Annotated in this window: 17 protein-coding genes; 8 read left to right on the top strand and 9 right to left on the bottom strand. The window is 72.0% G+C overall.

Annotation, left to right across the window (positions count from 1 at the left end):
* Positions 1-22: 22 nt before the first annotated feature.
* The 4 genes from IE212_RS14750 to ssd are packed head-to-tail and all read right to left on the bottom strand — an operon-like array spanning position 23 to position 4071.
* Positions 23-808 (bottom strand): type II secretion system F family protein, encoded by a 786-nt coding sequence (locus IE212_RS14750; protein ID WP_190198261.1) that lies wholly within the window; start codon positions 806-808, stop codon positions 23-25.
* Positions 805-1662 carry a type II secretion system F family protein gene (locus tag IE212_RS14745; RefSeq protein WP_229864326.1) on the bottom strand — a complete coding sequence of 286 codons (858 nt, stop codon included), beginning with the start codon at positions 1660-1662 and terminating at the stop codon, positions 805-807. The genes IE212_RS14750 and IE212_RS14745 overlap by 4 nt, the downstream gene beginning before the upstream one ends.
* A 1-nt stretch (position 1663) precedes the next feature.
* Complete coding sequence (locus tag IE212_RS14740; RefSeq protein WP_190198260.1) at positions 1664-2962, bottom strand: TadA family conjugal transfer-associated ATPase; 1299 nt, start codon at positions 2960-2962, stop codon at positions 1664-1666.
* Positions 2959-4071, bottom strand: coding sequence for a septum site-determining protein Ssd (gene ssd / locus IE212_RS14735; RefSeq protein WP_190198259.1), 1113 nt, complete (start codon positions 4069-4071; stop codon positions 2959-2961). Before ssd ends, IE212_RS14740 begins: the two co-directional genes overlap by 4 nt.
* Before the next feature lie 573 nt (positions 4072-4644).
* Here ssd and IE212_RS14730 point away from each other — a divergent pair.
* Positions 4645-5478, top strand: a complete 834-nt coding sequence (locus IE212_RS14730; protein ID WP_190198258.1) for an HAD family hydrolase — start codon at positions 4645-4647, stop codon at positions 5476-5478.
* A 333-nt stretch (positions 5479-5811) separates the two neighbouring features.
* Here IE212_RS14730 and IE212_RS14725 read toward each other — a convergent pair whose 3' ends face one another.
* Both IE212_RS14725 and IE212_RS14720 read right to left on the bottom strand, forming a co-directional pair.
* Positions 5812-6636: a Fic family protein gene (locus tag IE212_RS14725; RefSeq protein ID WP_190198257.1), complete on the bottom strand. Its 825-nt coding sequence runs from the start codon at positions 6634-6636 to the stop codon at positions 5812-5814.
* 60 nt (positions 6637-6696) lie between these two features.
* Positions 6697-7962 carry a polysaccharide deacetylase family protein gene (locus IE212_RS14720; protein WP_190198256.1) on the bottom strand — a complete coding sequence of 422 codons (1266 nt, stop codon included), beginning with the start codon at positions 7960-7962 and terminating at the stop codon, positions 6697-6699.
* A gap of 299 nt (positions 7963-8261) precedes the next feature.
* Between IE212_RS14720 and IE212_RS14715 the strand changes: the two genes are divergently transcribed.
* The 6 genes from IE212_RS14715 to IE212_RS34940 all read left to right on the top strand — a co-directional run bounded on the left by IE212_RS14715 (position 8262) and on the right by IE212_RS34940 (position 16337).
* Positions 8262-10631: a bifunctional SulP family inorganic anion transporter/carbonic anhydrase gene (locus IE212_RS14715; RefSeq protein ID WP_190198255.1), complete on the top strand. Its 2370-nt coding sequence runs from the start codon at positions 8262-8264 to the stop codon at positions 10629-10631.
* Between the two features lie 264 nt (positions 10632-10895).
* Positions 10896-12851 (top strand): acetate--CoA ligase, encoded by a 1956-nt coding sequence (gene acs / locus IE212_RS14710; RefSeq protein WP_190198254.1) that lies wholly within the window; start codon positions 10896-10898, stop codon positions 12849-12851.
* Between the two features lie 193 nt (positions 12852-13044).
* Entirely contained in the window at positions 13045-14481 is a 1437-nt protein-coding gene (gene nhaA, locus IE212_RS14705) for a Na+/H+ antiporter NhaA (RefSeq protein ID WP_190198253.1), read from the top strand.
* 122 nt (positions 14482-14603) lie between these two features.
* A complete protein-coding gene (locus IE212_RS14700) occupies positions 14604-15092 on the top strand; it encodes a phage holin family protein (RefSeq protein WP_190198252.1) in 489 nt (162 codons plus the stop codon).
* Positions 15089-16027 (top strand): alpha/beta fold hydrolase, encoded by a 939-nt coding sequence (locus IE212_RS14695; RefSeq protein ID WP_190198251.1) that lies wholly within the window; start codon positions 15089-15091, stop codon positions 16025-16027. The genes IE212_RS14700 and IE212_RS14695 overlap by 4 nt, the downstream gene beginning before the upstream one ends.
* A gap of 127 nt (positions 16028-16154) precedes the next feature.
* Complete coding sequence (locus IE212_RS34940; protein ID WP_229864309.1) at positions 16155-16337, top strand: hypothetical protein; 183 nt, start codon at positions 16155-16157, stop codon at positions 16335-16337.
* Positions 16338-16421: 84 nt separating this feature from the next.
* On the opposite strand, the gene IE212_RS14690 is transcribed toward IE212_RS34940, so the two are convergent.
* From IE212_RS14690 to nth, 3 genes are all read right to left on the bottom strand, one after another.
* Positions 16422-17621 (bottom strand): MarP family serine protease, encoded by a 1200-nt coding sequence (locus IE212_RS14690; RefSeq protein WP_190198250.1) that lies wholly within the window; start codon positions 17619-17621, stop codon positions 16422-16424.
* A gap of 13 nt (positions 17622-17634) precedes the next feature.
* Positions 17635-18333 carry an NUDIX hydrolase gene (locus IE212_RS14685; RefSeq protein WP_190198249.1) on the bottom strand — a complete coding sequence of 233 codons (699 nt, stop codon included), beginning with the start codon at positions 18331-18333 and terminating at the stop codon, positions 17635-17637.
* A 379-nt stretch (positions 18334-18712) separates the two neighbouring features.
* Positions 18713-19861: an endonuclease III gene (gene nth, locus IE212_RS14680; protein ID WP_229864307.1), complete on the bottom strand. Its 1149-nt coding sequence runs from the start codon at positions 19859-19861 to the stop codon at positions 18713-18715.
* A 275-nt stretch (positions 19862-20136) separates the two neighbouring features.
* Here nth and IE212_RS14675 point away from each other — a divergent pair, with 275 nt between their 5' ends.
* Positions 20137-20811 (top strand): Crp/Fnr family transcriptional regulator, encoded by a 675-nt coding sequence (locus IE212_RS14675; protein WP_030235771.1) that lies wholly within the window; start codon positions 20137-20139, stop codon positions 20809-20811.
* Positions 20812-20839: the final 28 nt, after the last annotated feature.

Here is a 20839-nt window from a genome sequence, read left to right as displayed (position 1 = left end):
CCTCGCCGATCCGTGTCCGTCTTCAGCCGCCACCCCCTCCCAGCACCCCGCCCGCGAGCCCGACCACCACGGGCAGCACACCGACCGCGATGAACGCGGGCAGGAAGCACAGCCCGACCGGTGCGCTGACGATGACGCCCGCACGGCGTGCCCTGGCTGTCGCGGCGCGGCCCCAGTCGGCGCGGGCCTCGGCGGCGAGCCGTGCCACCGGTGTGGCGGCGGGCATTCCGGTCACAGCGGCCCGCTCGAGCAGCCGGGCCAGGCCGTCGGCGCCCGGGAGGGCGGCCAGTCTCCGCCAGGCGGAACCCGGTTCGCCGCCCAGCCGCACTTCCGCCGCGCCATGGACCAGCGCGTCGCCCACGGGGCCGCGCAGGGCCTCGCCCACCGCCTGTGCCGCGATCACCGGGCCGGCGCCCGAGGCGATGCAGGCCGCCAGCAGGTCGGCGGCCAGCGGCAGTTGCCGTGCCGCCTCGGCGAGGTCGGGCGCCCGTACGTCCGCGGTCGCCTCCTGCCGCTGCCACCACCGCCACATCCCCACCGCACTGGCCAGCCCCACCGCGACACCGGCGAGCCCGCCGACCAACGCCCACCCGGCGCACCCCACTCCGAGGGGAGGGAGCCATCTGCGCGCTGTCCCGCGCAGCGCGAGGCGCTGGACGGGAGCGGTCGCTTCCCGGGCCGACAGCCCGGCCAGCCGGCGCCGCATCCGCCGGTGGCGCCGGGCCTCCACCAGCCACCGCACCGACCACCCGAGGCCCAGTAAAATCCCCACGGTCACCCCCAGCCTGTGGAAAACTTCGCCGCTCATGCCGCCGCCTCCGCGCCCCGCACGATCCGCAGCACCCACCACAGCCCCAGGCCCTCCAGCGCCCCGCCGGCCGTGAGACAGCCCAGGCCCGCCGTGGTGTGCAACAGGACATGGAGGGGGTCGGCACCGAGGGCGGTTCCGATGAGCAGCCCCAGGGCCGGCAGCCCGGCGAGCATCACGGCCGTGGTGCGAGCTCCCGCCAACTGGGCTCGCAGGTCGGCCCGTTGATCCCGTTCGGCGCGCAGTGCGGCGGTGAGCCGGTCCAGTCCCGCCGCGAGCCCCGCGCCCTGGTCCACGGCCACCCGCCAGCACGCCGCGAGTCCCCGCAGTCCCTCCGCCCCCGGTCGCCGGGCGGCTGTCGCGAGGGCACCCGGCACGTCGCCGCCGAACCGCGCCGCCGCCAGCACCGTCGCCTGTGCGTCCGCGAGGCCGCCGGGGTCCCGCGCGGCCCGCATCAGCGCCTCACCCGGCTGGCGTCCGGCCCGCACCTCCCCCGCGAGCGTCCCGCACAACGCGATCACCGCATCCGCCCGGCGCTCCTGGTCCCGCCGGGCCCGGCCGGCCAGCCGGACACGCCGCAGCAGCGGTACCCCGGCCGCCCCCAGGACGGCCGGCAGCACCGACGCCCCCAGTACCGCCAGTACCAGCCCGGCCACCGGCGCCGCCCACTCGGCCCGCAGCCGCCCGCGCAGGCGCCGCAGCGCGTCCGGGTTCACCGACCGCCACCCGGGTGGCCCGCTCCCGGCGCTCCCGGCGCCGGAGAACAGCAACCGCGCCCGCCGCGCCGCCGGGTTCCGCTCGCCCAGCAGGCAGACCGCCGCCGCCGTACACGCCACCGCCGCACTCATCGACATCTCAGCCACCGCCGCCCTCACTCGGTCCTCCCGGCCCGGCCGCCACCCGGCCGCCGCTGCCCCCGTCATCACCGGCTCGCTCCACCGGCGCGCGTCCGGCCGTCTCCGCCCCGCTCCCGCTCACGTCGTCGCGCAACAGCCCGCGCAGCCGCTCCCAGCCCCGCTCACGTACGAAGGCCTCCGCTCCCCATCGCAGGGCCGGCACCGTTCGCACCAGTCCCGTCGGGTCCCGCTCGAGTACGTGCACCTCGGCGATGCGCCGCCGCCCGGCCCGGTCGCGTACGAGGTGCAGCACCACGGAGAGGGCGGCGGCCACCTGGCTGTGCAGCGCGGCCCGGTCGAGCCCGGCGGCCGTGCCGAGCGCCTCCAGGCGGGCCGGTACGTCGGCGGCGGCATTGGCGTGCACCGTCCCGCAGCCGCCCTCGTGGCCGGTGTTCAACGCGGCCAGCAGATGCACCACTTCCGGTCCGCGCACCTCACCCACGACCAGCCGGTCGGGCCGCATCCGCAGCGCCTGGCGCACCAGGTCCTCGAGCGTGACGAGGCCCGCGCCCTCCTGGTTGGCGGGTCTGGTCTCCAGCCGCACGACGTGCGGATGGTCCGGCCGCAGTTCCGCCGAGTCCTCGGCGAGGACGATCCGCTCGTCAGCCCCCACCAGGCCCAGCAGGGCGCTCAGCAGCGTCGTCTTGCCGGTGCCCGTGCCCCCGCTGACGAGGAAGGACAGCCGGGCGTCGAGCAGCGCGCGCAGCACACGGTCCCCGCCCGGTGGCACCGTGCCCGCCGTGACCAGCTCGCCGAGTGTGAAGGCACGCGGCCGTACCACCCGCAGCGAGAGGCAGGCACAGCCCACGGCCACGGGCGGGAGCACCGCGTGCAGCCGTGTCCCGTCGGGCAGCCGGGCGTCGGCCCAGGGGCGGGCATCGTCCAGACGGCGCCCGGCCACCGCGGCGAGGCGCTGGGCGAGCCGCCGCACCGCCGCCGCGTCCGCGAATCGCACCGGCGTGAGCTCCAGTCCGCGCCCCCGGTCCACCCAGACCCGGTCCGGGGCCGACACCAGCACATCCGTCACCGACGGGTCGGCGAGCAACGGCTCCAGTGGCCCGCTGCCCACCAGCTCGGACCGCAACTGGGCGGCGGCCCCCAGGACTTCCGCGTCACCGAGCACCCGCCCCTGCTCCCGCAGGGCCTGCGCCACCCGCGCGGGTGTCGGCTCGGCACCGCTCTCGGCCAGCCACCGCCTGACCCCGTCGAGCAGGCCGGTGCCTTCCGGTCCGGACACCGTGCCGGCCGCCGCGCTCACGCGGCACCCGCCTCGACCAGCGCCCGCTCCCAGAACCCCTTGCAGAACCGGGCGAGCGGTCCGCGCGGGACGCCGCCCGGGGGCGCCGTGCCCTGGTCCGGGCGCAGCAGCCCCGGCTCGACCGGCACCTCACCGACGAGGGGAAGTCCGAGCAGCCGCGCCACCTCGCGTTCGTCGAGTCCTGGCGGATACGGTCCGCGGACCGCCACCCGCAGATCGCGCAGGACCATGCCGACCGCGGACGCCACCCGCCCGGCGGCCGCGACGGCCCGCAGTTCGGCGGGCACCACCAGCACGCCGACGTCCAGCTGGGTGAGGACCTCGGCGACGCCGTCGTCGATGCGGCGCGGCAGATCGACCACGACGGTGCCGCCCCGGCGCCGGGCCGCCGCGAGCACCGCGCGCACCGCCTGCGGCGGCACGGCGATCCGGTCGCCCCGGTCCCAGCTGAGCACCCGCAGCGAGTGCAGCTCGGGCAGCGACTCCTCCAGCGCGCCGCCGCCGACCCGGCCGCGCGAGGAGGCGAAGGCGGGCCAGCGCAGCCCGTCGGCCGTCTCACCGCCGAGGAGTACGTCGAGTCCGCCACCCAGCGGATCGGCGTCCACGAGGAGCGTGCGCAGCCCCTCCCGCGCGGAGGTGACGGCGAGCGCGCACGCCAGCGTGGACGCTCCGGCACCGCCCCGGCCGCCGATGACACCCACGGTGAGAGCGGGCCGGCCGACGCCTTCTGCCACGTCGGCGATGCGGTCGACCAGCCACTGCTCGCCGTCGGGCAGCATCAGGACGTGCTCGGCGCCGATCTCGACGGCCCGCCGCCACACCCCGGAGTCGTCCTGGTCCCTTCCGACGAGGACGACGCCCCGTCTGCGCACGGCCCCGCGTACTCGCCGCGCCGCGTCGTCGCCGACGAGGACGAGCGGCGCGGCCTCCCAGCTGCCTCTGCGCTCCGGCACCCCGTGGTGCACCTCGGGTGTGGCGCCCGCCGCCGCGCACAGGCGCAGCAGGTCGTCCAGGAGTTCGGTGTCCTCGGTGACGATGAGCGGTCCGCCCTGGCGCCCTCCGGCGGCCGGCGGCGGATCGTGTGTGACGATTCCGGCCACGGTCTCCATCCCCCTTCGCTGCGTGACTCGCACGGCTTCTGTGGCCCCGCGATTCCCAAACGTGGGAAGAACCGACAAGGCGGCCTCCCTATGAACGGCCGACGGAAACCGGCCAAACGTCCCCCGAATCGCGGCCGGTCATGAAGTCGCCGCGAGCGGGGGTGCGCTGGAATCACGGTGCAGCGATCCGGGAAATCATGTGGATCTTGGTGGATAACTGTGGACGTTCCGATGGTTGTGAATATCGTCGTCACTCATACCGGTGGCCCTCTGCGGCTCCCTGCCGGCCCCCGCAGAGCAGCCCGGCCACTACCCACAGTAATGAATCATGCGCATGACAAGTGCTCGCCCAAGGGAGCGCTACCGCAGTGCTTTGATCACATGAGAAGAAAGAAAACCCACCCGGACATGCGACGACCCCCGCCGGGGGGGAGAGCGGGGGTCGTCCCCACGGCCGACTCGGGGGGGGAGGAGTCGGGCCGGGTTAGCACGGTCGCGAACGATCCGTGACTTCCATGGTGTACCCGAGAGCCCTCTCAGGCAAACCCACGCGCCCCACCTTACGCCGAATGGGCTGCCCCTATGCTCAGGGGCGTGGAAAACCACTCGTTGCCCCGCACAGCGGCGTTCTTCGACCTGGACAAGACGGTCATTGCGAAGTCGAGCACGCTCACCTTCAGCAAGTCGTTCTACCAAGGCGGTCTGATCAACCGAAGGGCTGTCTTGCGAACTGCGTATGCCCAGTTCGTCTTCCTCGCCGGCGGCGCCGATCACGAGCAGATGGAGCGCATGCGCTCGTATCTGTCGGCACTGTGCCGGGGCTGGAACGTTCAGCACGTCAAGGAGATCGTCGCCGAGACGCTGCACGATCTGATCGACCCGATCATCTACGACGAGGCCGCCTCCCTCATCGAGGAGCACCACACCGCCGGCCGCGACGTGGTGATCGTGTCCACGTCGGGCGCGGAGGTCGTCGAGCCGATCGGCGAGCTGCTCGGCGCGGACCGCGTGGTGGCGACCCGTATGGTCGTGGGCGACGACGGATGCTTCACCGGCGAGGTGGAGTACTACGCCTACGGCCCGACCAAGGCCGAGGCCATCAGGGAGCTGGCCGCGTCCGAGGGGTACGACCTCAGCCGCTGTTACGCGTACAGCGACTCGGCGACCGACGTGCCCATGCTGGAGGCCGTCGGCCACCCCCATGCCGTGAACCCGGACCGCGCGCTGCGCCGCGAGGCCCTCGCGCGCGGGTGGCCGATCCTGGACTTCCACCGTCCGGTCCGGCTCAAGCAGCGCATCCCGTCCTTCTCCGTACCACCGCGTCCGGCCCTGGTCGCGGTCGCCGCGATAGGCGCGGCCGCGGCCACCGCCGGTCTGGTCTGGTATGCGAACCGGCGCCGGGCGGCAGTCGCCTGACCAGGGACGCCCCGAAGTCCCGATTGAACCCAAAAGTAAAGAAGTGCGGCCCGGACTTCCGCTACCTGCGGGTCAGGAGTACAAAGGACTCAACGGCCCGCGAGACCAAGGACATCCGAGAGGATCACCTTAAATACGCATTTGGCCCCACGGACCGCGCATGAACACCGGGCACCCACGCGACGTCGACCCGTCGATTACGGGCCAGCCGCACCAGGTGACGGGCAAAGCTCCCGGCCTGATGGGCATATATCGAGGACGCTTGGTAACCCGGTGCTCATGCCAGCGGCGGTACGAGTTCTCGTACCGCCGCATCTCTTTTCCGGTGGGCTCTCACGCCGCTCCGCGCTGCAACGCCTCGCACACCGCCGTGGATTCGCGGGCCCCCAGTTCCACCGCCCTGCCGCAGTGGGCGATCCAGGCGGCCATGCCTTCCGGGGTGCCTGAGACGTACCCGTCCAGGGCCTCCAGGTAGGCCTCGCGGCCGAGCTCCGCGTGGCCTGCCTCGGCCGGACAGACCGACTTCGGGTCCAGGCCGCTGCCGACCAGGACGATGCGTTCGGCCGTGCGCGCGACCAGGCCGTTGTGGGATGTGAAGGGGCGCAGCGCGAGCAGCTCGCCGTGCACGACGGCGGCCGTCACCAGGGCCGGCGCGGAACTCCCCGCGATGATCAGCCCGCCCAGCCCCTCCACCCGGCCGTGCGCCTCCGCCGCGCTGGGCAGCGGCAGGCCTATGAGCGGCTCGTCGACCGGCTCGCCCGCCTGCCGGGGCCGCCCCACCTGGTCGGCCTTGTCGGCCGCCGCCACCAGGTGCAGCCTGGCCAGCACCCGCAAGGGGGACTGCCGCCAGATCGACAGCAGCTGCCCCGCCTCCGAGGTCAGGCGCAGGGCCGCTCCCACGGTGCGGGCCTCGCCGTCGCCGCTGAAGTCCGTACGCCGGCGCACTTCCTCGAGCGCCCAGTCGGCGCCGGACAGCGCCGCCGAGCCGCGGGCGCCGCGCAGGGCCGCCTCGGAGGTGATCTCGTTGCTGCGCCGGCGCATGATCCGGTGGCCGTAGACCCGGTCCACGGCCTTGCGTACGGACTCCACGGACTCGGCCACGCCGGGCAGCTCGCCCAGGGAGGCGAGCGGGTCGGCGGTCGCGCCTGCTGTACTCATGAGTACGACCCTACGCATCCCAGGAGCCCGCACGACGGCCAAGTGGCCTTCTTCACGCGGCTACCCCCTGGCCGCCGGAGCCTCGGGCGCCTCCTTCCGGGCCGGGACGGGCCGATCCGCGAGGAAGGACGCCCACCCCTGCCTCGGCGCCTCGCCGACCTTCAGCGTCCGCAGCTTCTCCAGCGTCCTGGGGTCCTGGGCGTCCAGCCAGTCCGCCAGCTGCCGGAAGGAGACGCAGCGCACCTCCTCCTTGGTGCACACCGCTTCGATGACCTCCTCGACGGCCCGCATGTAGGTGCCGCCGTTCCAGGACTCGAAGTGGTTGCCGATGATCAGTGGCGCGCGATTGCCGTGGTAGGCCCGGCGGAAGCCCATGAGCAGGCCGTCGCGCATCTGGTCGCCCCAGAACTCGTGCTTGGCGGGGTCGCCCTGGGTGTCGGTGCCCGACTGGTTGACCATGAAGTTGTAGTCCATGCTGAGCTGCTCGTAGGAGTGGCCGGGGAACGGCACGAGCTGCAGCGACAGGTCCCACAGGCCGCCCTTCCTGCCCGGCCAGACCTGGTCGTTGACGCCGCTGGTGTCGTAGCGGAAACCCAGGTCGCGGGCCGCCCTCATGAAGTTCCGCCGGCCCTCCAGGCAGGGTGTGCGGGCGCCGATGAGCTCCTTGTCGTAGTCGAACGGCAGCGGCGCCGCGTCCTTCAGGCCGGTGTTGGTCTTCCAGGTCTTCACGAAGTGCTTGGCCTGGGCGATCTCGTCCTTCCATTCCCTCACGGACCACTCGCCGACCCCGCCGCCGCTGCCGCAGAAGTGGCCGTTGAAGTGGGTTCCGATCTCGTTGCCCTCCAGCCAGGCCAGGCGTAGCTGCTCCGCGGTGGCGGCGACGCCCCGGCGGTCGTTGAAGCCGATGTCGGAGCGCCCGGGAGAGTGCTGCGGCGGCCGGTACAGGTCGCGCTTGCCGTCCGGCAGCATGTACACGCCGCTCAGGAAGTACGTCATGGTGGCGTCGTTCTCCCTGGCGACCTTGCGGAAGTGGGAGAACAGCTTCTGGCTGTCCTCGCCCGCGCCGTCCCAGGAGAAGACGACGAACTGCGGCGGCTTCTGGCCGGGCCGCAGCCGCTCGGGTCTGGGCAGGCGGGGCTGTGCGCCGGTGTAGGCGGTGGAGCCGTCTCCGATCAGCCGGACCGCGCTCTTCGGGGCCTGGGCCGGCTTCGGTTTCCGCGGCTCGGTGGCTCTTTCCGGGGGTGTGCCGGTCGCGCAGCCGGCGAGCGATGCGGCGCACATCGCGGCGATCAAGGAACCTGCGGCGATCCTGTGGGTGGCGGCCATGTGTCGCCCACCTTCTTCCTTGTCTCGGGTGCCGACAGCGCCGCCAAGTTCGCACGAGATGAAGAAGGAATTAGTACGACAAGCCGATCAAAGAGCCGCTTCACTCTTACTGGTGATTCATTAACCCATTTGCCCGCAAAGTCCATGCCCCTCCTTTACTCTGCATTACGATCCGTTTACTGAACGTTGATTGATCCCGCCGATTCACGTCGTGAGTCACGGCCGCGACCAAAACCCCGCCCCGAGCGGGGAGCCCCCAATTCACGCGACCGCGCAGCCCCGGAGGAGACGGGAAAGCCATGTCAGCCTGCGTCCCAGCACGCGCCGCCGATTCGCACCGGACCGAGCGCCCCCACCCACCCCACAGCCCGCCGCCGACCGGGCCCCGCCGGTTCAGGATCGCGGGCGCCGATGTATCGGCATCGATCGCGGTCTTCCTGATCGCCCTGCCCCTGTCCCTGGGCATCGCCCTCGCCACCGGCGCACCCCTCCAGGCCGGCCTCGTGGCCGCCGCCGTGGGCGGGCTCGTGGCCGGACGCATCGGCGGCTCCCCGCTCCAGGTCAGCGGACCGGCCGCGGGACTCACCGTCGTCACCGCCGACCTCATCCAGCGCTACGGCTGGCGGGCCACCTGTGCCATCACCATCCTCGCCGGCATCGCCCAACTGGGCCTGGGCTGCCTGCGTGTGGCGCGTGGCGCTCTCGCCGTCAGTCCCGCCATCGTGCACGGCATGCTCGCCGGGATCGGCGTCACCATCGCCGTCGCCCAGCTGCACATCGTGCTCGGCGGCACACCCCAGAGCTCCGTCCCCGACAATCTGCGCGCCCTGCCCGCCCAGTTGGCGCACATGCGCCCCGAGGCCGTGTCGGTGAGCGTGCTGACCCTGGCGGTGCTGCTGCTCTGGCCGCGGGTGCCGGGCCAGGCCGGCCGCCTGCTGCGCAGGGTCCCGGCCGCGCTCGTCGCCGTCGCCGGAGCCACCGCGGCCGCCGCCCTCACCGGCCTGCGCCTGCCCAAGGTCGACCTGCCGTCCTGGAGCAACCACGCCCTGGCCGGACTGCCGGAGGGCTCCCTGCCCGGCCTCGCCGCGGCGGTGCTCACCATCACCCTGGTGTGCAGCGTGCAGTCACTGCTCGGCGCGGTCGCGGTGGACAAGCTGGCCGCACGCCGGGAGGGCGCGTCCACCCACGTCGGGCGCTCCGACCTCGACCGGGAACTGCTGGGCCAGGGCGCCGCCAACATCGTCTCCGGCTCACTCGGCGGACTGCCCGTCGCCGGTGTCGCCGTGCGCAGTTCGGCGAATGTGAACGCGGGTGCGGTGAGCCGGAACTCCACGATGCTGCACGGCGTTCTCGTAGTGATCGCCACGCTGCTGATGGTCCCGGTCCTGGAGCTCATCCCGCTCGCCTCGCTCGCCGCCCTGGTGATGGCCATCGGCATCCAGATGGTGTCCTTGCACCACATCCGCACGGTGACGCGCCACCGCGAGGTCTGGGTGTACGCCGTCACGACCCTCGGCGTCGTCTTCCTCGGCGTCCTCCAGGGCGTGGCACTCGGCATCGCCACGGCCGTCGCAGTCGCCCTGCACCGCCTCACCCGCACCCGCATCACGCACGAAGAGAGGAAAGGAGTCCACCACGTACGCGTCAGAGGGCAGTTGACGTTCCTCGCGGTGCCACGCCTCAGCCGGGCCCTGCATCTCGTACCCCACGGCGCCGACACGGTGGTCGAGCTGGACGGTTCGTTCATGGACCACGCGGCGTACGAGACCCTGCAGGACTGGCAGAAGACGCACACCGCGCAGGGTGGCACCGTCGAGATCACCGGCAGGCACCCCGGCACGCGCATCTCCGAGCCGCAGGCCTCCGCCGGCTGCCGTTGCCGGCCCTGGACGCCCTGGCGCAACCACCAGTGCGAACGCCCCCAGTCCGCTCGCCACCCCGAGAACGACCCGGACGGGACCGACCGCTCCGAGCCGGACCCGACAGGTGCCGGCGGAGCCAGCGGGCAGGAACTGGCGCGTGGCATCAGCGCGTTCCAGCGCAACACCGCGCCCCTGGTGCGCAGCGAGCTGGCCCGGCTGGCTCGCGAAGGTCAGCGGCCCTCGCAGCTCTTCCTGACCTGCGCCGACTCCCGGCTGGTCACCTCGATGATCACTTCCAGTGGTCCGGGCGACCTGTTCGTGGTGCGCAACGTGGGCAACCTCGTCCCGCGGCCCGGCGAGGAGAGCGGCGACGACTCGGTGGCGGCCGCGATCGAATATGCCGTGGACGTGCTGCGGGTGCGGTCCATCACGGTGTGCGGACACTCGGGATGCGGCGCCATGCAGGCGCTGCTGGGCTCCGAGCCCGGCAACGCCCGGACACCGCTGGAGCGGTGGCTGCGGCACGGGGTGCCCAGCCTGGAGCGCATGACCGCTGACAGCCCGCCGTGGGGCGGACTCGCCGGGCGGGAGCCCGAGGACGCGGTCGAGCGGCTCTGCCTGACCAACGTGGTCCAGCAGCTGGAGCATCTGCGCGCCCACGACTCGGTGGCCCGGGCCCTGGAGAAGGGCACGCTGGAACTGCACGGCATGTACTTCGACGTGGGCGAGGCCGAGGCGTACCTGCTCACCGACGCGGACGGCGACCGGGTCTTCGACCGGGTCCGGGAGGCGGACCTCACGGCGTGAGCCGGTCACCCGGCCAGGGTGGGCGCCCCGATCGGCGGCGCGGTGTCCACCCTGGCGCTCGCGGCCCCCCTTGGGTGATGGCCGATGATCGGTCACAAGGCTGAACTTTCCCTGGTCGGCGTCCGTGGGTACGGATGACCCCGGTCCCCGGCAGCACCGCCCGACAGGTCTAAACCAGTTGACGGTCGGCCCTTGTCATCGCACCCCCGGGTCTGATGAGCTGTGGCCTGGGACACAACGGACACCCTGGGAAAGGCAGATGCCGTGAGCAACGAAAGCCTGGCCAACCTGCTCAAGGAAGAGCGCAGGTTCGCACCCCCCGCCGACCTGGCCGCGAACGCCAACGTCACCGCGGAGGCGTATGAACAGGCCAAGGCTGACAGGCTCGGCTTCTGGGCCGAGCAGGCCCGTCGGCTGACCTGGGCCAAGGAGCCCACCGAGACCCTCGACTGGTCGAACCCGCCGTTCGCCAAGTGGTTCCAGGACGGCGAGCTCAACGTCGCCTACAACTGCGTCGACCGCCATGTGGAGGCCGGGCACGGCGACCGGGTCGCCATCCACTTCGAGGGCGAGCCCGGCGACAGCCGCGCCATCACCTACGCCGAGCTCAAGGACGAGGTCTCCAAGGCGGCCAACGCCCTGCTGGAGCTGGGAGTTCAGGCCGGAGACCGGGTCGCCGTCTACATGCCGATGATCCCCGAGACGGCGATCGCGATGCTGGCCTGCGCCCGCATCGGGGCCGCCCACTCGGTCGTCTTCGGCGGCTTCTCCTCCGACGCGCTCGCCACCCGCATCCAGGACGCCGACGCGCGCGTGGTCATCACCTCCGACGGCGGCTACCGGCGCGGCAAGCCGTCCGCGCTCAAGCCGGCCGTGGACGAGGCGGTCGAGAAGGCGGGCAACGTCGAGCACGTCCTGGTGGTGCGCCGCACGGGCCAGGAGGTCGCCTTCACCGAGGGCCGCGACGTGTGGTGGCACGACGTGGTGGACCGGCAGAGCGCGGAGCACACCCCCAAGGCGTTCAACGCCGAGCACCCGCTGTTCATCCTCTACACCTCCGGCACCACGGGTAAGCCGAAGGGCATCCTGCACACCTCCGGCGGCTACCTCACCCAGACCGCCTACACCCACCACGCCGTCTTCGACCTCAAGCCGGAGACCGACGTGTACTGGTGCACCGCCGACGTCGGCTGGGTCACCGGCCACTCGTACATCGTCTACGGCCCGCTCGCCAACGGCGCGACGCAGGTCATGTACGAGGGCACGCCCGACACGCCGCACCAGGGCCGCTTCTGGGAGATCGTGCAGAAGTACGGCGTGACGATCCTCTACACCGCGCCGACCGCGATCCGTACGTTCATGAAGTGGGGCGACGACATCCCCGCCAAGTTCGACCTGTCCAGCCTGCGGGTGCTGGGCTCGGTGGGCGAGCCGATCAACCCCGAGGCGTGGATCTGGTATCGCAAGAACATCGGCGGCGACCGCACCCCGGTCGTCGACACCTGGTGGCAGACCGAGACCGGCTCGATGATGATCACCCCGCTGCCGGGCGTGACCGCCACCAAGCCCGGCTCGGCGCAGACGCCGCTGCCCGGCATCTCCGCGACGGTCGTCGACGACGAGGCGAACGAGGTGCCCAACGGCGGGGGCGGCTATCTGGTGCTGACCGAGCCGTGGCCGTCGATGCTGCGCACCATCTGGGGCGACGACCAGCGGTTCATCGACACCTACTGGTCGCGTTTCGAAGGCAAGTACTTCGCCGGTGACGGTGCCAAGAAGGACGACGACGGCGACATCTGGCTGCTCGGCCGGGTCGACGACGTCATGCTCGTCTCCGGGCACAACATCTCGACCACGGAGGTCGAGTCGGCGCTCGTGTCCCACCCGTCGGTCGCCGAGGCGGCCGTGGTCGGCGCGGCGGACGAGACGACCGGGCAGGCGATCGTCGCCTTCGTGATCCTGCGCGGTACGGCCGCCGAGACCGAGGATCTGGTCGCCGAGCTGCGCACGCACGTGGGCGACACCCTCGGCCCGATCGCCAAGCCCAAGCGGATCCTGCCGGTGGCCGAGCTGCCCAAGACCCGCTCCGGCAAGATCATGCGCCGGCTGCTGCGGGACGTCGCCGAGAACCGCCAGCTCGGAGACGTCACCACGCTGACCGACTCCACGGTCATGGACCTCATCCAGGCCAAGCTGCCGGCCGCGCCGAGCGAGGACTGAGCACGGCATAGCGCGACGGACGAAGGGCACCCGGCGGCCATGCGCGCCGAGTGCCCTTTCGCGCAGCCGGTGGAGATCGCCGCGGTGCACCCCGCGGCACCCTTAGGTAGGCTAAACAAAACGAAGCTCATAGGGGTGCCGGGAAGTCTGGTCGGCAGGTAGCTGCCCCCTGCCCAGAACCGGAGGTCTCCCCGTGACCGCGCCCCCCTCGTCCACACCCCGCAAGGTCCTCGGCCGGCTGTCACTGCCCGAGCGGACCTTCGTGGCGGACGCGCTGCGCACCGAGACCGTCGGCGGTGTGCTGCTGCTCGCCGCCGCGGTCGCCGCACTGCTCTGGGCGAACATCCCCGCGCTGCACGACAGCTACGAGAGCGTCTCCCAATTCCACTTCGGTCCCGCCGCCCTCGGCCTCGACCTGTCGGTCGCGCACTGGGCAGCCGACGGCCTGCTGGCGATCTTCTTCTTCGTCGCCGGGATCGAGCTCAAGCGCGAACTCGTGGCGGGCGACCTGCGCGACCCCAAAGCCGCCGCGCTCCCGGTCGTCGCCGCCCTGTGCGGCATGGCGGTACCGGCGCTCGTCTACACCGTCACGAACGCCATGGGCGGCGGCTCCCTGGCCGGCTGGGCGGTGCCGACCGCCACCGACATCGCGTTCGCGCTCGCCGTACTCGCGGTCATCGGCACCTCCCTGCCGAGTGCGCTGCGGGCCTTCCTGCTCACGCTGGCCGTCGTCGACGACCTCTTCGCGATCCTGATCATCGCCGTCTTCTTCACCGCCGACCTGAACTTCGCCGCGCTCGGCGGCGCCGCGGCGGGCCTCGTCGTCTTCTGGCTGCTGCTGCGCAAGGGCGTACGCGGCTGGTACGTGTACGTGCCGCTCGCCGTGGTCATCTGGGCGCTGATGTACAACAGCGGTGTCCACGCCACCGTCGCCGGTGTCGCCATGGGCCTGATGCTGCGCTGCCACCGGAACGAGGGCGAGGACCACTCCCCCGGCGAGCACATCGAGCACCTCGTGCGCCCTCTGTCGGCGGGCCTGGCCGTACCGCTGTTCGCGCTCTTCAGCGCCGGTGTCACCATCTCCGGCGGCGCGCTCGCCGACGTGTTCACCAAGCCGGAGACCCTCGGTGTCGTCCTCGGGCTCGTCGTCGGCAAGACGGTGGGCATCTTCGGCGGGACGTGGCTGACGGCCCGTTTCACCAGGGCGTCGCTCAGTGACGATCTCGCCTGGGCGGACGTGTTCGCGGTGGCGAGCCTCGCCGGTATCGGCTTCACCGTCTCGCTGCTCATCGGCGAACTCGCCTTCGAGGGCGACCGGACCATGACGGACGAGGTCAAGGCCGCCGTTCTGCTGGGCTCCCTCATCGCCGCGACACTCGCGACGGTCCTGCTGAAGGTACGGAACGCCAAGTACCGCCGGCTGTGGGAGGAAGAGGAGCGCGACGAGGACCTCAGCGGCGTCCCGGACATCTACGAGGAGGACGATCCCGCGTACCACCTGCGCCTCGCCGAGATCTACGAGCGCAAGGCCGCCGAGCACCGCCGGATCGCCCAGGAGAAGGCAGACGCGCGGCACGGGCTTGCCGAAGTGCCGGGCGGGGCAGGCGATGACCGCGACGGTCCGGCATGATCTGACGAGACGGTACAAAAGACGGGACCGTACGCGACCAGGCCGTACACAGCGGGACGAATGTGTACGAACCTGACAGAAGACGCGGACAATCGGACCGTACGCAGAAGAGGGAGACCGCGATGAGCGCACCCGACGGCAGCCCGGCCGGCGCCGAACGCACCATCGGCCAGCTGTTCGCCTCGGCGACGGCGGAAATGTCGGCACTGGTGCACGACGAGATCGCGCTGGCCAAGGCGCAGCTCAAGCAGGACGTCAAGCGCGGCGCGACCAGCGGGGGCGCCTTCTCGGCGGCCGGCGCCGTGCTGATCTTCTCCCTGCCGATGCTGAACTTCGCGCTGGCCTACGGCATCCGCACCTGGAGCGACTGGAACCTGGCGATCTGCTTCCTGCTGTCGTTCGCGGCGAACGTGCTCGTCGCGGTCGTGCTCGCGCTGATCGGCGTGACGTTCGCCAAGAAGGCCAAGAAGAGCAAGGGCCCGCAGAAGGTCGCCGCCTCGATGAAGGAGACCGCGAACGTCCTTCAGAAGGCCAAACCGCACCCCCGCCCCGAGCTCGCCCAGGACCGGGTCCCCGAGGCCATCGAGGCTGTGGCACGCTCGTCGTCATGACGGACCCCGCCCCTTCCCCGGCACAACCGGCCTCGGCCGTACTCCTGGACGGCCCGTGGAACCACCGCGACGTCGCCGCCAACGGCGCGCGCTTCCACATCGCCGAGCTGGGCGACGGGCCGCTGGTGCTGCTGCTGCACGGGTTCCCGCAGTTCTGGTGGACCTGGCGGCACCAGCTGGTGGCACTCGCCGACGCGGGCTTCCGGGCCGTCGCCATGGACCTGCGGGGCGTCGGCGGCAGCGACCGCACGCCGCGCGGCTACGACCCGGCCAACCTCGCGCTCGACGTCACCGGCGTCATCCGCTCGCTCGGTGAGCCGGACGCCGCACTGGTCGGCCATGACCTGGGCGGATACCTGGCGTGGACGGCGGCCGCGATGCGCCCCAAGCTGGTGCGGCGGCTCGCGGTCGCGTCCATGCCGCATCCGCGGCGCTGGCGCTCGGCCATGCTCCGGGACGTCAAGCAGACCCGCGCCGGTTCACACATCTGGGGGTTCCAGCGGCCCTGGATCCCCGAGCGGCAGCTCACCGCCGACGACGGGGCGCTGGTGGCCGAACTGATCCAGGACTGGTCCGGGCCGCGTCCGCCGGAGGATGACGCGCTGGAGAACTACCGCCGCGCCATGTGCATCCCCTCCGCGGCGCACTGCGCGGTCGAGCCGTACCGCTGGATGGTGCGCTCCCTGGCCCGCCCGGACGGCATCCAGTTCAACCGCCGGATGAAGCGGCCCGTGCGCGTGCCGACGCTCCATCTGCACGGGTCGCTCGACCCCGTCATGCGCACCCGCAGCGCGGCCGGCTCCGGCGAGTACGTCGAAGCGCCCTACCGCTGGCGCCTGTTCGACGGTCTCGGCCACTTCCCGCACGAGGAGGACCCGGTCGCGTTCTCCTCGGAACTCATCAACTGGCTGAAGGATCCCGAGCCCGATCGGTGACCGGGTGAGCGCACCCGGTACCGGCGTGTGAACGCTTGTCCGACGAACGGCCAATTGCCTGGCGCATAGGCCAATTGGAGGCACCGGGGGCGGTTATCGACCATGGGCCCGGGGCAGACGTCGGGGTATGGGCTGGACGCACGACTACAGTGACGCAAGCCGCAATCGCCGCTCGGCGGGCGGTGCGAACCTCCACCAGCGAAGCGGCGCACCGCAGATGGTGACCGCGGATCCCAGGGTCGGGATTCCGCGCATCCTCCGCCGCCGGGCCCGCTGGGTTTCCGTACGTCTGCGCCCCACACGTGACTGAGGCGCCACTCGTGTGAGTGACGCCCCGACCACCTGCCCGCCCGGCCGCTCCAAGGGCCTGCCGCGGAAGTGGCCTTAGGGGTCCTCAGAGGGCGCAGCTGTCGCTGGGCACCTGCTGGTTGGCGGTGCGGCCCCTGGTGATGTCGTCCCGGATCTCGTCCACGGTGAGCGCGTATCCCGTCTCGGCGTCGTCGAGGGACTTGGCGAACACCACGCCGTAGACCCTGCCCTCCGGCGTGAGCAGCGGGCCGCCGGAGTTGCCCTGGCGGACGGTCGCGTAGAGGGAGTAGACGTCGCGGCGGACCGTGCCGCGGTGGTAGATGTCCGGGCCGTTGGCCGTGATGCGGCCACGCACGCGTGCGGCACGCACGTCGTACGCCCCGTTCTCCGGGAAGCCCGCGACGATCGCGCCGTCGCCGCTGTTCGCGTCCTCGGTGGTGAACCGCAGCACGGGCGCCTTGAGATCCGGCACGTCGAGTACGGCGATGTCGCGCCGCCAGTCGTAGAGCACCACCCTGGCGTCGTACTTCCTGCCTTCGCCGCCTATCTGCACGGTCGGCTCGTCGACGCCGCCCACCACGTGCGCGTTGGTCATCACACGGCGGTCGTCGAAGACGAAGCCGGTGCCTTCGAGGACCTTGCCGCAGCTCGGGGCCGTGCCCATGACCTTGACGATGGAGCGCTGGGCGCGGGTGGCCACCGGGCTGCCGGCCAGGGCCGGGTCCGGGGGCCGGACGTCGGTGATCGGCTCGTTGTCGAACGGGCTGAAGACCTGCGGGAAACCGTTCTGCGCGAGAACGGAGGAGAAGTCCGCGAACCATGTGGCGGCCTGGTCGGGCAGCGTCTGGGAGACGCCCTGCAGCACCTTGGAGTTGCGGACCTCCTTGCCGAGCGTCGGCAGTGTGGTGCCCGCGAGGGCCGAGCCGATCAGCCAGGCGACCAGGAGCATCGCCACGACGTTGACCAGGGCACCCCCGGTGGCGTCGAGGGCCCGGGCCGGGGACCAAGTGATGTACCTGCGCAGCTTGTTGCCGAGGTGCGTGGTGAGGGCCTGACCTACGGAGGCGCAGACGATGACGACCACGACGGCGACGACGGCTGCGGTCGTGTTCACCTCCGCGTTGTCCGTGAGCGTGTCCCAGATGACGGGCAGCGCGTAGACCGCGACGAGGCCACCGCCCAGGAAGCCGATCACCGACAGGATGCCGACGACGAACCCCTGGCGGTACCCGACGACCGCGAACCACACGGCGGCGACCAGCAACAAGATGTCCAGCACGTTCACGGAGGCCACCCTGTCATGCACGCCAGTCGAGCGGGACCTGCTTCTCGCGGTCCCAGGGCCGCTCCCAGCCCGCGTAGTACAGCAACCGGTCGATGACTCCGGCCGTGAAACCCCAGACAAGGGCCGATTCGACCAGAAATGCCGGGCCTCGGTGACCTCTGGGGTGGACGGTGGTGGCGCGGTTGGCGGGATCCGTGAGATCCACCACGGGGACGGTGAAGACCCTGGCGGTTTCGTTCGGATCGACGACTCCGACCGGGCTGGGTTCACGCCACCAGCCCAGTACCGGGGTGACGACGAAGCCGCTGACCGGGATGTACAGCCGGGGCAGGACGCCGAAGAGCTGCACGCCCGAGGGATCGAGTCCGGTCTCCTCCTCCGCCTCCCGCAGGGCGGCCCGCAGCGGGCCGTCGCCGCGCGGGTCGCCGTCCTCCGGGTCGAGGGCGCCACCGGGGAACGAGGGCTGGCCGGCATGTGAGCGCAGTGAGCTCGCGCGCTCCATGAGCAGCAGCTCCGGCCCCCGCTCGCCCTCGCCGAACAGGACCAGCACGGCGGACTGGCGCCCGGCGCCGTCCTCCGGCGGCAGGAAGCGGCTCAGCTGCGTCGGCCGCACCGTCTCGACGGCGCGCACGACCGGGTCCAGCCAGGCGGGCAGCCCCTCCTTGCTCACGGTCACCCGGCCGCCGCCCCGCGTGTCGCTCGCCCGCCTCATCGCCACCCCCGTCGTCCTGCCGCTTCCAACGCCCGAGGGGTCCGGGATCGTTCCGGCACCCGCGATGATCCACCGATCGAGCGGTCATCCCGGCCGTCCCAGCAACCGGCCCCGCCACCCCGGCAGGTCGTCCGGCCGCTCCCGCGGCCCGCCCCGCCGTGCCGGCTCGTCGTCCAGCCGGTACGGCAGCCGGTCCGGTGGTCGTGGCCACCGCCCCGGGCCTGCGCACCACCGGCCCGGCCACCCGGACCGCCGGCCCGCCGGTCCCGACGACCGGCCCGGCCCTCCACACGGTCGACAGAGCCCTCCGCCAGGCGAGTCCTGCTGTGTCCGAAGCCCATCCGGTCCTCCTTGCGAGTGGCCCGGCCGTCGCCGTGGGTCATCCGGCCCCCAGCGGCGGCGCCGGCTTGCCGCCCGCGTCCAGGTACGCCTGCGGGGGGTTCAGGCGCTGGCCGGGGAAGCCGCCCTTCTCGTACTTGAGGAGCTTCTTCGCCTTCTCCGGGTCGGTCTCGCCCTCGCCGTACGCCGGACAGAGCGGGGCGACGGGGCAGGCGCCGCACGCGGGCTTGCGGGCATGGCAGATGCGGCGGCCGTGCCAGATCACGTGGTGCGAGAGGTCCGTCCAGTCGCTCTTGGGGAAGAGCGCGCCGACGGCGGCCTCGATCTTGTCGGGGTCGGTCTCGCCGGTCCACCGCCAGCGGCGCACCAGGCGCTGGAAGTGCGTGTCCACCGTGATGCCGGGGCGGCCGAAGGCGTTGCCGAGCACGACGAACGCGGTCTTGCGGCCGACGCCGGGCAGCTTGACCAGGTCCTCCAGCCGGCCGGGGACCTCACCGCCGAAGTCCTCCACCAGTGCCTTGGACAGCCCTATGACCGACTTCGTCTTGGCCCGGAAGAAGCCGCACGGGCGGAGGATCTCCTCCACCTCCTCCGGGTTGGCGGCGGCCAGGTCCTCGGGGGTCGGGTACCTGGCGAAGAGGGCCGGTGTCGTCTGGTTCACGCGCAGGTCGGTGGTCTGGGCGGACAGGACCGTTGCGACGACCAGCTGGAAGGGGTTGGTGAAGTCCAGCTCGGGGTGGGCGTACGGGTAGACCTCGGCGAGCTCGCGGTTGATACGGCGGGCGCGGCGGACCAGCGCGGTACGCGACTCGTCACCCGGCGGATGGACGACGGCCCTGGCCGGGGCGGCTCCTTTGACACCGGCGACGGCCTTCTTGGGTGCCACGGTGACCTTCTTGGCGGCGGCGGCCTTCCGCACCGGCGCCGAAGCCTCCTCGGCAGCGGACGCCACCCGCTTCGACGACGCCGTCTTCTTGGCGGACGCCGTCTTCTTGGCGGCGGCCCCCGGCCGCTTCGAGGACGCCGCCTTCCTGCCGGGCGCCTTCCCGGTGGCGGACGCGGCCTTCCTGGCAGTGGCCGGCTTCTTCGCGGCGGCCGGTTTCCCGGCCTCCGGCGTCTGCGTGGGAGCCGCCTCCCCCGTTGTCGCTTTCGCCGTTTTCCTGCCACCGCCAGGGCTCTGTTCGCCCACAGCGGAATCGCGACGTACAACCACCCGCGCAGCCCCCTCGGCCTGTGCTCTCACCGGCGATTTGGACACCCGGCCAGCCTAAGCCCAGGCACCGACATCCGCCCCGGCCCCTGAAGATCGGCGCCCAATTGGACCCCTGCCGCGTACCCCGGGACATGTGTGCGGCATCCTTGTGACAGATCACACTGTTTGGTCCGTCCGGCAGAATGGGCACCACGGTGCCTTGGTACGCGGGGGAGCAACATCCCCTGAGCAGGTCGACAAGGAGAAAACTCGTGGACGACGTTCTGCGGCGCAATCCGCTCTTCGCGGCGCTCGACGACGAGCAGGCCGCGGAGCTCCGCGCCTCCATGAGTGAGGTGACCCTGGCCCGCGGCGACTCACTGTTCCATGAGGGCGACCCCGGCGACCGCCTGTACGTGGTCACCGAGGGCAAGGTCAAGCTCCACCGCACATCCCCCGACGGCCGCGAGAACATGCTGGCCGTGGTCGGCCCCAGCGAGCTCATCGGCGAGCTGTCGCTGTTCGACCCGGGCCCGCGCACCGCGACCGCCACCGCACTGACCGAGGTCAAGCTGCTCGGCCTCGGCCACGGCGACCTCCAGCCCTGGCTGAGCGCCCGCCCCGAGGTGGCCACGGCGCTCCTGCGTGCCGTCGCCCGCCGGCTGCGCAAGACCAACGACGCGATGTCCGATCTCGTCTTCTCGGACGTCCCGGGCCGTGTCGCCCGCGCCCTGCTGGACCTCTCCCGCCGCTTCGGCGTGCAGTCCGAGGAGGGCATCCACGTCGTCCACGACCTCACGCAGGAGGAGCTGGCCCAGCTGGTCGGCGCGTCCCGTGAAACGGTCAACAAGGCCCTGGCGGACTTCGCCCAGCGCGGCTGGCTGCGTCTGGAGGCCCGCGCGGTGATCCTCCTGGACGTCGAACGCCTCGCCAAGCGCTCCCGCTGAGGGGCACACGCCCTGCCGTACGTCGTCG

The organism is Streptomyces djakartensis (genome assembly GCF_014651075.1).
Lineage (GTDB): Bacteria > Actinomycetota > Actinomycetes > Streptomycetales > Streptomycetaceae > Streptomyces > Streptomyces djakartensis.
This window is presented reverse-complemented; position numbering and strand designations above follow the sequence as displayed.

Excerpts from the sequence above, each read along its gene's own strand:
- IE212_RS14750 (WP_190198261.1), bottom strand. The coding sequence starts at position 808 with ATGAGCGGCGAAGTTTTCCACAGGCTGGGGGTGACCGTGGGGATTTTA.
- IE212_RS14745 (WP_229864326.1), bottom strand. The coding sequence starts at position 1,662 with ATGTCGATGAGTGCGGCGGTGGCGTGTACGGCGGCGGCGGTCTGCCTG.
- ssd (WP_190198259.1), bottom strand. The coding sequence starts at position 4,071 with ATGGAGACCGTGGCCGGAATCGTCACACACGATCCGCCGCCGGCCGCC.
- IE212_RS14730 (WP_190198258.1), top strand. The coding sequence starts at position 4,645 with ATGCTCAGGGGCGTGGAAAACCACTCGTTGCCCCGCACAGCGGCGTTC.
- IE212_RS14725 (WP_190198257.1), bottom strand. The coding sequence starts at position 6,636 with ATGAGTACAGCAGGCGCGACCGCCGACCCGCTCGCCTCCCTGGGCGAG.
- IE212_RS14720 (WP_190198256.1), bottom strand. The coding sequence starts at position 7,962 with ATGGCCGCCACCCACAGGATCGCCGCAGGTTCCTTGATCGCCGCGATG.
- IE212_RS14715 (WP_190198255.1), top strand. The coding sequence starts at position 8,262 with ATGTCAGCCTGCGTCCCAGCACGCGCCGCCGATTCGCACCGGACCGAG.
- IE212_RS14700 (WP_190198252.1), top strand. The coding sequence starts at position 14,604 with ATGAGCGCACCCGACGGCAGCCCGGCCGGCGCCGAACGCACCATCGGC.
- IE212_RS14695 (WP_190198251.1), top strand. The coding sequence starts at position 15,089 with ATGACGGACCCCGCCCCTTCCCCGGCACAACCGGCCTCGGCCGTACTC.
- IE212_RS34940 (WP_229864309.1), top strand. The coding sequence starts at position 16,155 with ATGGGCTGGACGCACGACTACAGTGACGCAAGCCGCAATCGCCGCTCG.
- IE212_RS14685 (WP_190198249.1), bottom strand. The coding sequence starts at position 18,333 with ATGAGGCGGGCGAGCGACACGCGGGGCGGCGGCCGGGTGACCGTGAGC.